The organism is Paenibacillus sp. alder61, from assembly GCF_020179875.1.
GTDB classification, from domain to species: Bacteria; Bacillota; Bacilli; order Paenibacillales; family Paenibacillaceae; genus Fontibacillus; species Fontibacillus faecis.
This window is the reverse complement of the sequence record NZ_JAIUDG010000010.1, coordinates 236,430-248,146: the sequence shown is the minus strand read 5'-3', so window position 1 is coordinate 248,146 and position 11,717 is coordinate 236,430. Positions and strand designations below refer to the sequence as shown.

Below are 11,717 nucleotides of genomic sequence, written 5' to 3'. Positions count from 1 at the left end.
AGGTATCTTTGTATTCAAGGAGACCTCCTTTCGTATGTATCTGTACAATTCTACGATAACTGGGGTCTCCTTTTTTTGTAAATTATTCTTCTTACTTGTTATGTCATTTTTTTTGCAAGATTGCTGATTCTAACGGAAATAATAGCGCCTATTTGTCGACTTTCCCGCCCGAATGGCCTCACTTCAAGGAAATAGCAGCTACTACGTCCGTTAGAATTCGCAATTGCCTCCAATGGACGAAATAGCGGCTATGGCTTCCGTTAGAAAAATTTCGAGCTGAGCCAAACTATTTTACGTCATCACCAATGAGCCGGATTCGACGAAATCGGGGCGGAAAGCAGGCGTCCGCCGGAATCAAACGTCCCGCCCTTCGAAGACGGCGTCTCAGGATACCGGACTTCCCAACTGCCCCCCCGGGCCCGGCCTTCTTTTTTTTCGGAGACGCGCATACCCTGTATTGAAGGCACCCATGGACAGGGCAGGGGGGATGAAGGTGCGGTTCAGAAGGGGATGGCGTTACCGGAGGGTGAGAAGATGGGGCAGCGGGCGGAGCCGGAGGCCGATCAGCCGGCGAAAACTGTGGCTTATCGCAGGCGTGGTGGTGATCGTTGTCTTCTTTCAGTTTATTGGATATGTGGAACGCCATATGCGGGAACCGATTATGCATTTGGCCAAAATCCGCGTGAAGCAGATCGCCACGGAATCCATCAATGAGGCGATTACGGCGCAGGTGGCGAATGAGGAGCATGTCGGCAATCTGATCGACTGGAAAACGGACGGAGCGGGCAAAGTCTCGGGCTTCATGCTGAACTATTCGGCCCATATGCGGATCACGTCGGACACGATTCATACCGTCCGGAACACGCTGGACGAGGTGGCCCGCCTCTCGGAGCATATTCCGCTCGGCCAGGCGCTGGGCAGTCCGATCCTGGCCTCGTTCGGGCCGAGCATCCCGATCAAGATCGAACCCAAAGGCGATGTGAAAGTCGATTTGAACACCCGTCGGCAGGACGCGGGGATTAATAATATCCTGGTGGAAGTTTATTTGCGGGTACGTACGGAATTGGCCGTGGTTGTGCCCTTCGATATGGAACCGCAGGCGGTGGAGACGGAAATTCCGGTTTCCTATCTTCTGGTGGTGGGCGAAGTTCCGATGTATTACTACGATAGCAAAGGGAATCCGGTCGGCGATCAGGGGGGAGCCCCGAGTATCGCGCTGCCGTCTCAGCCCGGAAAGTCGGGAACAGACGGAACGGGTCCAGAGGCGGATGGCGGTTCGCCGGGCGGGGGCGGAAGCGGCAATGGAGATGAGGGCCATGGCGAAGGCGGAGCGGCCGGAGCCGGCAACGGAAACGGAAACGGAGGTCGGGAACTCGACCCGCAAACCGGCGATTCGCAGACAGACGCCGGCCCGAAGGGAGAGAGGGGAGGCGGAGAGTCCTCTACGGAACAACCGTGAACGATTTGAACAACGGGCAGTACCGATTAAAAGGGCGCCGCAGATCCTAACCTCCGCAGGCGCCCATTTTCGTGATTTTATCGCTATTTTCGCTTGCGATCCGCCCTTTCCCACTGTACCAGGAGCGGGTAGGGGTTAAACGCCCACTCGGCCGTCCCGGTGTCCCGGTAAACGCCGTAGTGGAGATGCGGCGGAAACCGCCCTTGTGTGCCGGGGGGGCCGTAGCCACTGCTGCCGACCCATCCGATCGTTTTTCCGGGCTCGATCGGGTCGCCCACTTCGATATTTTTTTCATAGCCTTGAAGGTGCGCGTAATAGTGATACCGGTTGTTCAGATCCCGAATGCCGATGCGCCAGCCGCCATAAGGATTCCACCCCTTGGTCTCCACAATCCCGTAGCAGACGCTGCGGACCGGAACGCCGTAAGAGGCGAACAGGTCGGTCCCCTCATGGATCCGCACCCCGCCCCAACCACGACGATCCCCATAAGTGTCGCGATAAGTATAGTTTGCTTTTACCGGTAACGGGAATGCCGTATCCGAGAGGTTCACCCGGCCGAAGGTATTGTAAATTTTGGCGAACTGGCGGATGCGTGTCACGGAGGAGTCGTTTTGGTAGTATCGCCATAAGGCGATCCGAATGTCGTCTTCTTCATATCCGAAATGGTTTAAATAGACCGCCATCGTGAACAGGGCGTCCCTGTCGTTTTCGGGGCTTGCCTTGCCGTCGGCCGTGGCGTCCTTGCCGATCCCGCCGAACAGTTGAATCGTGGCCGGATTCGTGTCGGTCGTGTTGGGATTTAACGGTCCGGCCCAGAACGCTTCCTTGAAGCGAATTCCGACCAGTTTATTTTTCGGCGGGGCTTGTTCTTTTTTGCGTGGAGTTATCGTCCGTTCATATTGATCGATCGCAGCGAGCCAATACCAAGGGACATGTGTCAGCATCGCGATCTCCCGGTATAAGCTGAACCTCAGCTCATCCGCCTTTTTCTCGCCATGAGGGGCGGGGCTTCCGGGAGCCTTGGCAGCGGCGGCGCCGAAGCCGGGAGCCGTGGACAGCAGAGTCAGCACGAGAACGCAAACGATGCTGCGAAACATCCGGCTGCGTGAAAAAGCATCAGATCTCAAGGAAGATCTCCTCCTTCGATGAAGATGGCTGTCCTTTAGGATGAGGCTAAAGCTGTGTTTTTATTCCAGTATTACTGTAGGTATTTCCAGACCATTCATGGTATAATAAATGGCGCTATAGCTGATTCCACAAGAAGGAAGGTTTCCGGATTTGTCTAAACGTGTGAGTGAACCTAAGCCGGACTGGATTCGAATTAAGCTGACCACCGGAGATAACTATCAGGATATTAAAAATATGATGCGCTCCAAGACCCTGCATACCGTTTGCGAGGAAGCGCGTTGTCCGAATATTTATGAATGTTGGGCGAACCGTACCGCTACATTTATGATCCTGGGCGACATCTGCACCCGGGCCTGCCGGTTTTGCGCCGTCAATACGGGGATGCCGACCGAGCTCGATCTGGAAGAGCCGGGACGCGTGGCGGAAGCCGCGGAGAAGATGAACCTAAGACACTGTGTCGTAACGAGTGTGGCGCGCGACGATTTGAAGGACGGAGGCGCCATGATCTTCGCGCGGACGATCTCGGCGATCCGCGAGCGGCTCCCGCTTTGCTCGGTGGAAGTATTGATTCCCGACTTCCTCGGGAACGAGGAAGCGCTGCGGACCGTCATGGAAGCGAAGCCCGACATCCTCAACCATAATATCGAGACGGTTGAACGGTTGTCCGACCGGGTTCGGGCGAAGGCGAAATACCGCCGCTCGCTAGAACTTTTGCAACGCGCCAAATCCATGAATCCCGACATTCCAACCAAGTCCAGCATCATGCTCGGTGTTGGGGAGAATTGGGACGAGATCCTGCAGGCGATGGATGATCTTCGGGCCGTGGACTGCGATATCCTGACGATCGGTCAGTATTTGCAGCCGTCTCCGCAGCATTTGCATGTGGAGAAATACTATACGCCCGAGCAGTTCGCGGAGTTGAAACAGGAGGGTTTGAAGCGCGGCTTCAGCCATGTGGAATCGGGTCCGCTGGTGCGCAGTTCCTATCATGCCCATGAGCAGGTGAAATCGGCGAAGAGCCGTAAAGAAGGTGTGCCCGCTTCCAGTTAAGCGGTGAAGGAGGGAAAGCCATTGATTCAAATCGGCGGCAGAACATACGAATTAATTCAGAACTACAAGGATGCCTGGGACCCCGAGGCGTTTAAGCAAAGGTACAGCGAAGTGCTGGACCGATATGATTACATTATCGGGGACTGGGGCTATGAGAAGCTGCGGTTGAAGGGCTTCCTGCGGGACAATCATCCGAAGGCCAACAAGGACACGGCTTTTTCCGGAATTACGGATTATATCAACGAGTACTGCAACTTCGGATGCAAATATTTTGTGCTCCAGAAAGTCAAGGATCCTCAAAAAGAACAGGCGCACGGCAAAGCCGCGCCGAGCGAAGAAAAAACGGTTCCCGAGTCGTAAGGGAACCGTTTTTTCTTTATAGATAAAATATAAGTTCGGGAAGCGAGGGTTCTACTTGCAAGATAAGCGAATGTTGCCTTGTTGATAGGACCAGGTGAGGCCCGGAAACTTGTTCGCCACTTGATGGATTTCCACATAGGTTTCGCCGTTCACCAGCTTCACGCTCTTTGCTCCGATCGAGAATCCGGCCGTTTTTCCGTTACCGTCCGTGACGGTCAGCTTTTGGCCGTTGGCGGTCCAGGCGACATTTCCTTTTAACAGCGCGCCTATCATGCGCGAGGGCACATAGATGTTGTTTCCGTCTTTCAAGGTATCGATATATCCGCGGAAAGGAACGCCGTTTACGCTCAACGCGGCGGGACTCCCGCTGATATCCAGGGTCCTTGCCCCTCCTTTGTACAAGCCGGTGATCAGTTGGGCGACGGCGTTATTCTTCACCTCGATATCCGGCTTGAGGCCGACATGGTTGAAGTCTTCGCGGTTCGGCGTAAGGTACCGCTGAACCGTCAGCTTCAGGGAACTGCCGTTGGACAAGTTGAACACATTCTGGATGCGGGCTTTGCCGTAGGTCCTCGTCCCGACCACCGACGCGATTCCGTTGTCCCGGAGGGCCCCGGTCAATATCTCGGATGCGCTCGCCGTCAGCTCGTTGGTCAAAATGACCACCGGCATGCCGATGTCCTGTCCGTCCGAGATCGTAACGGCCTCCAGCTCGTTGTTCTGGCCGGAGGTATACATCAGGGTTCCGCTTTTCATAAAATACTTGGCGATATTCGCCGCCGTTTCCACATATCCGCCGAGATTATCCCGCAGATCCAGAACGAGCGACCTCATCCCCATGCCGCGGAGCTTGTCCAGTTCGGCCGCGAATTCCCGATCCCCTTGTTCGGAAAAAGAGGAGATCGCGATATATCCGATCCGGCCCGAGGGCAAGTAACTTCCGGTTACGGCCGGAATCGAGACGGGATTGCGGGTGACGGTGATGCTCTGGGCTTTGCCCCCGCGGGTGATGCCGAGGACCACTTTGGTATTCTCCTCTCCCTGAATCCGCAGTATATCCTCGTTTCCGGTGACGGGTTGACCGTCGATTTTGGCGATAACGTCGCCTTTTTGAAGCCCGGAAGCCAGGGCCGGCGAGCCGGGAAGAACTTCGGTTACGAACAGCTTGTTTCCCGAGAAGCGAAGCGTTACCCCAATCCCGACAAACTCCTGGTTGACGCTGTTCTCAAATTCTTTCAGTTCCTCGGCGGTAAAATAATCGCTGTAGGGATCATCCAGGGAATAAACCATTCCACGAATGGCGTTCTCGAGCAATTCCTCCCTCTTTACTCCCTCGATGTTATAAGCATCCAGGTAGTCCAAAACCTCCTGAATCACTTGCAGTTCCGAAGCCTCCGCGCCGGTTTCCGTACCCGCCTGATCTTCCGCGGCCCCGGCCGTATGCGGGAGAGCCAGGAGCGGAAAGGCGAGCAGGGGCACCAGCGCTCTTCGGCATAATTTGTTGAGCTTATTCCATTTCATAGTAACAAAGTCCTTTGCAGTGGATTATCCCAGGAACGCGTTGCGGACCCGTTCCCAGAAAGGGAAGGGGCGGTAACGCACGAAGCTGATCTTCTGCGCGGCCACTTGGCAGCGGACGGAGATCAGATCGTTCATGGGAAGGTTAATGTGATCGACGGTAAGCAGCAGGTTTTGCTCCTTCCGTGAGTAAATGTCGCAATGATGATGTTTGGGCAGCACAAGGGCCGAGCCCATCGTCCGGAATACGCGGTTATTGATCGAAGCGATCTCCGAAATTTGCAGCGCTTCGATGGAAGGGTGAATCATCGCCCCGCCAAGGCTCTTGTTGTACGCCGTACTACCTGAGGGCGTCGACACGCAGATCCCGTCACCGCGAAACATTTCAAACATGCGATCGTTTATATCAACCTGGGCGACGACGGTGCCGTCGACGCTTTTGAGAGTAAACTCGTTGAGGCAGATATAGGAAGTCGTTCCCGATTTCTTGCGGATTTCCAGCTCCAATAGCGGATACCGCACGATGCGCGGGGCCAATTTCCCTTCCTCCCGATGATTGCTCATCATCCGTACCAGCTCCGGGATCTCGTCCGCTTTCCAATCGGCATAGAAGCCGAGATGGCCGGTATGTACGCCAACGAACGCAATGGAGGGAATCCGGTCGATAAAGGTGTGAAAAGCGTGAAGCATAGTGCCGTCGCCGCCGATCGATACGACGATATCCGGGGATTCGGCATCCAGTTGCAAGCCTTGCGCCGCCGCTAATTTATGAAAGGATTCGCTTAAGTCGACGGACAGTTGATCTCCTCGGTCCAGAACGTAATATCTCAAGATGAAAGGCTCCTTTATTTTTCCTTTTGTAACGATCATAATCAATTCCGAAACAGAACACAATCTTTCATTTTCCCTTCTTGGCGCCCGTTCCCGGGGGGATGCGGCGGAGCCATGCGGTCAACAGCGATATGATGATCAACGAGGTGAGGATTACCGCCGCTATCAGCAGGCTGTCCCGAAGCGAGCTCCAACCCGAAAGACCGGAACCTCCGGCGATCGCCAAGGGCAGCAGGACCGGAGCCGTACCCATGAGCGGTTTCCAGAACAGGATGGCCAAAATGGCGGCCAAGACGGCGTGGATCAGCCTGGCGACGAGGAACGGGAGGTAGCGGAGGTCCGCTCCGTTGAGAATGCTGGCCACCTGGGCGTGTACCGACAAGCCCCCCCAGGAGAGGATAAAGGCGGCGGCAGCGGCTTTGAACATCGAGGGGACGCCCTCAGGGGAAGCGGCGGCCTTGGCGCCGAGCGTCACTTCAAAGAGGCCGCCGACCAGGGGTTCCGCGAGTTCTACGGGCAAGCCGGTCACCGGCAGCAGCGCCCGGACGCCGGCGTAAAAGGCGCTCATCACGTCGGAGACCGTCAGCACCTCCAAAATAACGGAGAAAAACACAACCAGTCCGCCCACAACGGTCATCAACTGAAGCGAGGAGGCCACGGCCTGGCGCAGCAGTTCACCGAGGCTTCGCCCGTCTTGCAGGCGGGCTTCATGCATCGCCCGCAGCGCGGCCGGCAGGCTGAAACGGTTGACGGCGGCCGGCTGAGCCGCGATCCCCGAGGTAGTCGTGGCGTCCGTGGGATGCGCCCCCTCCCTGGCTCCATAGAAGCGCATCAGCAATCCGACCATCAGGGCACTGCCGTAGTGGGCCGCCGCGAGGAGTCCGGCGAGCTTGGGATCGCCGAAAAAGCCGATCGAGACGGCGCCGATCAAAAAGATCGGATCGGACGAAGTGGTAAAGGAAACGAGGCGTTCCCCTTCGACGCGGCTCACCAACCGCTGCTCCCGCAGCTTGGTCGCGAGTTTGGCGCTCACCGGATATCCGGAGGCGAACCCCATCGCCGCAACGAAACCGCCGCTGCCGGGAATACGGAACAGAGGCCTCATCAGCGGGTCCAGCAGTTTTCCGAGAAAGTGGACGATGCCAAAGCCCAGCATCAATTCCGAGATGACGAAGAAAGGGAACAGGGACGGAAACAGCACGTCCCACCAAATGGCAAGCCCGCGGACGCCCGCTTCCCAGGAAGCGCGCGGATAGGATACCATCATGATCGCCAGAATAAATGCCATAAATAACAGGAGCGGAGCGCTCCAACGCTTTAGACTCATATATAACGCCCCCATAAAGATCATAGTGAATTGTATGAGTCCAGCGGGACAAACAGCACAAAAAAACAAAGAAAGCGATTACAAATGGGGCTGTATTTTTTGCATCTTTATGATAAAATGTGACTATAAATCGATAATGGATGGAGTGTTGAATATGAGTTTTGTCGCTGGTGTTCTCGTATGCGCCTTCGTATACGTCATTCGCGCCTCTCTCGTCCATTCCGGTGAAGAGGATTGGCGCAGCTATTAAACATCCTCTTTGTTGAAGAGGTCACCTTATACGTAGAAGCTCCTTTCGGAGCTTTTATTTTTTTTTGACCTGAATTTGGTATAATTAGAGTGCAGTTTAAATTAAGTGAAAGATGGAGATCGCCCGTGAATCCAAGTTTAAGCATCTACGACAATTTAGGGGGAGCCGAAACGGTCCGTAAGCTGGTCGAGGCGTTTTACCCGAAAGTTCAAGCCGATCCCCTGCTGGGGCCGCTGTTCCCCGAGGACATCACCCCTGTCATGGAGAAGCAGTACATGTTTTTGAGCCAGTTTTTCGGCGGTCCTTCGCTGTATTCGGATGCCTTCGGACATCCGATGATGCGGGCGCGCCATCTTCCGTTTCCCGTGACACCGGAACGGGCCGAAGCCTGGCTTGCCTGCATGTCCGCCGCCCTGGAGGAAATCGGCGTGGAGAAGCAGCTTTGTGACTTCGTGCTTCAGCGCCTGTCCGGACCCGCATTTCATTTTGTCAACACCACGGAAGAGTAAATTTTTTAATAGTCGGATATGAAAGGATGTTAGTCCTGTGGAGCCAGTGGAGTTAGAACCGCTTTACCAGATCAAGGTGGTATGTATCAATTGTGAAGCCAATTTTTCGACCTCTCGCGTGCGTCCGAGTTTTAAGCGGGCGGTACGTACCGATACTGACTTTTGCGGATATTACCGCAACGAGAATCCGGATTATTATGTAGTTCGCATTTGCCCCTCCTGCGGATTCGCTTCGACGGAGAACTTCAATCCGAGGCTTACGGAACAGCAGCGCGCCAAGTTTAAAGAGCAGATCGGCAAACGGATGAATCACCGTAACTACGGGGGAGCCCGCGACTGGGATGCGGCTCTTGAAGCGTACAAGCTGGGGCTGTTATGCGCTCAGACCATCGGGGAGAAGGATCGCATTATCGCGAGCCTATTGCATCATATCGCCTGGTTATACCGTTATAAGGGGAATGAGGAACAAGAGCAGCGGTTTTTGAAATACTCCTTGGACTCTTATATCCGTGTTTTTGAGAATGAAGATACGCAAGGAAGCGATGCCCGTCTGATGTATCTCATCGGTGAGCTTCACCGCCGCACGGGAAATAATAACGATGCGGTCAAATGGTTCTCCCGCGTCATTAACGACAAACGGATTATGGATGCCGCGATGATCCGGGCCTGCCGGGAACAGTGGAACCTGCTTCGTGAGGAAATGCTGAATAAAGGCCAGGAACTGCCGGAGGAAATGCGGGGTTGATGGACCCCGCGATTCCGGCTTGGCCGGTAAGTTTTAGGACCGGCGGAGTACGGTATCCGTGAGCAGATAGTCGGCATCGCTGTCCAAAATGGTAACCTTGTTGCCGCAGCAGGGAAATACGAGCAGCTTTTTCTTTCCCTCGCGCGCATGCTGGATATCCCGAGGTTTGATGGGAAGCAGGACATTACTGCTGTTGCAGTAAGGACATTCATGTACATAAACATCTCCCATGATGATATCGTAGGGCAGCGTTTTTTCGAAAGGAATCATGTCGGTTGGCCCGGCTCGTTGTTTTTATTCGTATCGGCGTCCCGCTTCGCCAGCTCCGCGATTTTTTGCAGTAATATATGTTGGGGCATATGCATAAGATGCTCGATCGGCACCTTAAGCTCGGCAGCCAGTTTGACCGCGGTATCCGGTGAAATTTGCAGCGGCTTCATGGAAATACCTCCTAGAATTTTTTTACCCTATGGTATTGAGTATTGAACAAACTTGGATCAGGGCGAACTTGTACTTATAGTTATACACTTTTAATCCACCCCGTATCAATAAGGCGGGAGGAAAGGACGAGATTTATGGAACAATTGAAGAATCCGGTTAATCCGACATGGGAGCTTGATTCCGTTTTTCCGGGAGGATCGGCTTCCGCGGAGTTTCAGCATTTTCTCCATCAATTGGGCGAGGACTTGAAGACTTTGCATGAACGGCTGATAAGCATGAGCGCTCCAGCCGATGTAGAGGAAACCAAGGCTTTCGACGAGGTGATCGAGGGACTGCAAAGCGCCAACGCGCGCATTACGGAAGCGGACAGCTTTGTCGGCTGTTTGGCTGCCCAGGATCAGCATGACAAGAAAGCGGTTCAGCTTGCCGCTAAAGTGACCGGCCTGCGGGCGGCGTATGAAAACGCGATGACCCAGTTTCAAAGCGTGCTGCGAATGACGGAAGATCCGGTATGGGAAGCCTGGATGGGGCGGGCGGAAATTTCACCGATCTCGTTCGTTCTTTCCGAGAAGCGGCAGGCCGCCCGGGAGAAGCTCGCGCCCGAATTGGAGAGCCTGGCCGCCGAATTGGCGGTTGACGGCTATCACGGCTGGGGGCAGCACTACGATACGATCGTCGCCAAAGTCGGCGTTCCGTTTACGGATGCGCAGGGAGAGACCGCGCTCCTGTCCGTGGGGCAGGCTGCCAACAAGCTGAACGATCCGGACCGCGATGTCCGCGAAACCACGTTCGCCAAGTGGGAAGAGGCCTGGAGCCAGGTAGCCGATTACTGCGCGGATACGTTGAACCGGTTGGCGGGTTTCCGTCTGAAGATGTACGAGAAACGCGGATGGGACGATATTTTGAAGGAGCCGCTGAACATTAACCGGATGTCGCGGGAGACGCTGGATACGATGTGGCAGGTTATTCAGGAAGCGAAGCCGACATTGGTGTCTTATCTGGAACGGAAAGCGAAGCTGCTCGGCGTGGATCGATTGAACTGGAGCGACGTGGATGCCCCTTTGGGCGAGGTGACCGGTAAAATTACTTACGATGAAGCGGCGGCGGAAATCGTAAAGCAATTCCGGAAATTCAGTCCCAAGCTGGCGGATTTTTCGGTCACGGCGTTTAATCGGCGCTGGGTGGAAGCGGAGGACCGCTCCGGCAAACGGCCCGGCGGGTTCTGTACCTCTTTGCCGGTCAGCCGGGAAACCCGCATATTCATGACCTTTGGAGGGACCGTTTCGAACATGGCGACACTGGCCCACGAGCTCGGGCATGCCTACCATCAGTATTTGATGGATGAGCTGCCGCAGTTCAACCAGGAATATGCGATGAACGTGGCCGAAACCGCCTCGACTTTCGCCGAGATGATCGTTGGCGATGCGCTGGTCAAAAACGCGGCGGGCGAGCAAGAGAAGATCGCGCTGCTGGCGGACAAAATCAATAACGGCGTTGCTTTCTTCATGAATATTCACGCCCGCTTCCTGTTCGAAACGCGGTTTTACGAGAAGCGTAAGCAGGGAATGCTGGAACCGGAGCAGCTCTGCGCCTTGATGGAGGAGGCGCAGCGTGAAGCGTACATGGACGCTTTGGGCAACTATCACCCGCATTTCTGGGCATCCAAGCTGCATTTCTACATTACGGACGTTCCGTTTTACAACTTTCCGTACACATTCGGTTATTTGTTCAGCACCGGCATTTATGCTCTGGCTTCGCGCGAAGGGGAAGACTTTGCCGTGAAATATGACGCGCTGCTGATGGATACTGGGCGGATGACGGTGGAAGAGCTGGCGGCCAAACATTTGAACGTCGATTTGAAGAAGCCGGATTTCTGGCGGGAAGCCGTCAATGTTGTCGTCGAAGACGTCAAGCTGTTCCTGAAGCTGACCGAGTAGGCCGTAATAAATCAAAGGCTGTCCCTAATCATCATAAAAGATGATGGGGGCGGCCTTTTTTTATTTAATGCTTCCGAGCTTGCTGCTCCTGTAAGGAATTGGCTCTGAAATCGGAATAAATACCATCCGATATATAGATTAACATCCCTTAAGGAGGCATAC

The 11,717-nt window shown here is 54.7% G+C and carries 12 protein-coding genes; 6 read left to right on the top strand and 6 right to left on the bottom strand.

Annotation, left to right across the window (positions count from 1 at the left end):
- Positions 1-487: 487 nt before the first annotated feature.
- Complete coding sequence (gene yunB, locus LBW89_RS12805; protein ID WP_225039271.1) at positions 488-1,459, top strand: sporulation protein YunB; 972 nt, start codon at positions 488-490, stop codon at positions 1,457-1,459.
- Positions 1,460-1,542: 83 nt separating this feature from the next.
- On the opposite strand, the gene LBW89_RS12800 is transcribed toward yunB, so the two are convergent.
- Positions 1,543-2,556 carry a M23 family metallopeptidase gene (locus LBW89_RS12800; RefSeq protein WP_148451243.1) on the bottom strand — a complete coding sequence of 338 codons (1,014 nt, stop codon included), beginning with the start codon at positions 2,554-2,556 and terminating at the stop codon, positions 1,543-1,545.
- A gap of 181 nt (positions 2,557-2,737) precedes the next feature.
- Between LBW89_RS12800 and lipA the strand changes: the two genes are divergently transcribed.
- Both lipA and LBW89_RS12790 read left to right on the top strand, forming a co-directional pair.
- Positions 2,738-3,637: a lipoyl synthase gene (gene lipA, locus LBW89_RS12795; RefSeq protein ID WP_148451080.1), complete on the top strand. Its 900-nt coding sequence runs from the start codon at positions 2,738-2,740 to the stop codon at positions 3,635-3,637.
- A gap of 21 nt (positions 3,638-3,658) precedes the next feature.
- Positions 3,659-3,997 (top strand): YutD family protein, encoded by a 339-nt coding sequence (locus LBW89_RS12790; protein WP_148451079.1) that lies wholly within the window; start codon positions 3,659-3,661, stop codon positions 3,995-3,997.
- 51 nt (positions 3,998-4,048) lie between these two features.
- Here the strand turns inward: LBW89_RS12790 and LBW89_RS12785 are convergent, their stop codons facing one another.
- From LBW89_RS12785 to ylbJ, 3 genes are all read right to left on the bottom strand, one after another.
- Positions 4,049-5,518 carry a S41 family peptidase gene (locus tag LBW89_RS12785; RefSeq protein WP_148451078.1) on the bottom strand — a complete coding sequence of 490 codons (1,470 nt, stop codon included), beginning with the start codon at positions 5,516-5,518 and terminating at the stop codon, positions 4,049-4,051.
- 24 nt (positions 5,519-5,542) lie between these two features.
- Complete coding sequence (locus LBW89_RS12780) at positions 5,543-6,346, bottom strand: NAD kinase (RefSeq protein WP_148451077.1); 804 nt, start codon at positions 6,344-6,346, stop codon at positions 5,543-5,545.
- Between the two features lie 67 nt (positions 6,347-6,413).
- Positions 6,414-7,673, bottom strand: coding sequence for a sporulation integral membrane protein YlbJ (gene ylbJ / locus LBW89_RS12775; RefSeq protein WP_148451076.1), 1,260 nt, complete (start codon positions 7,671-7,673; stop codon positions 6,414-6,416).
- 375 nt (positions 7,674-8,048) lie between these two features.
- Between ylbJ and LBW89_RS12770 the strand changes: the two genes are divergently transcribed.
- Positions 8,049-8,432: a globin gene (locus LBW89_RS12770; protein WP_148451075.1), complete on the top strand. Its 384-nt coding sequence runs from the start codon at positions 8,049-8,051 to the stop codon at positions 8,430-8,432.
- Between the two features lie 46 nt (positions 8,433-8,478).
- Positions 8,479-9,177 carry a DUF2225 domain-containing protein gene (locus LBW89_RS12765; RefSeq protein WP_148451242.1) on the top strand — a complete coding sequence of 233 codons (699 nt, stop codon included), beginning with the start codon at positions 8,479-8,481 and terminating at the stop codon, positions 9,175-9,177.
- 33 nt (positions 9,178-9,210) lie between these two features.
- On the opposite strand, the gene LBW89_RS12760 is transcribed toward LBW89_RS12765, so the two are convergent.
- Positions 9,211-9,447 carry a hypothetical protein gene (locus LBW89_RS12760; protein ID WP_148451074.1) on the bottom strand — a complete coding sequence of 79 codons (237 nt, stop codon included), beginning with the start codon at positions 9,445-9,447 and terminating at the stop codon, positions 9,211-9,213.
- Positions 9,444-9,617 carry a YycC family protein gene (locus tag LBW89_RS12755; RefSeq protein WP_148451073.1) on the bottom strand — a complete coding sequence of 58 codons (174 nt, stop codon included), beginning with the start codon at positions 9,615-9,617 and terminating at the stop codon, positions 9,444-9,446. Before LBW89_RS12755 ends, LBW89_RS12760 begins: the two co-directional genes overlap by 4 nt.
- Positions 9,618-9,752: 135 nt before the next feature.
- Here LBW89_RS12755 and LBW89_RS12750 point away from each other — a divergent pair, with 135 nt between their 5' ends.
- Positions 9,753-11,555 carry a M3 family oligoendopeptidase gene (locus LBW89_RS12750; protein ID WP_148451072.1) on the top strand — a complete coding sequence of 601 codons (1,803 nt, stop codon included), beginning with the start codon at positions 9,753-9,755 and terminating at the stop codon, positions 11,553-11,555.
- Positions 11,556-11,717 lie beyond the last annotated feature (162 nt).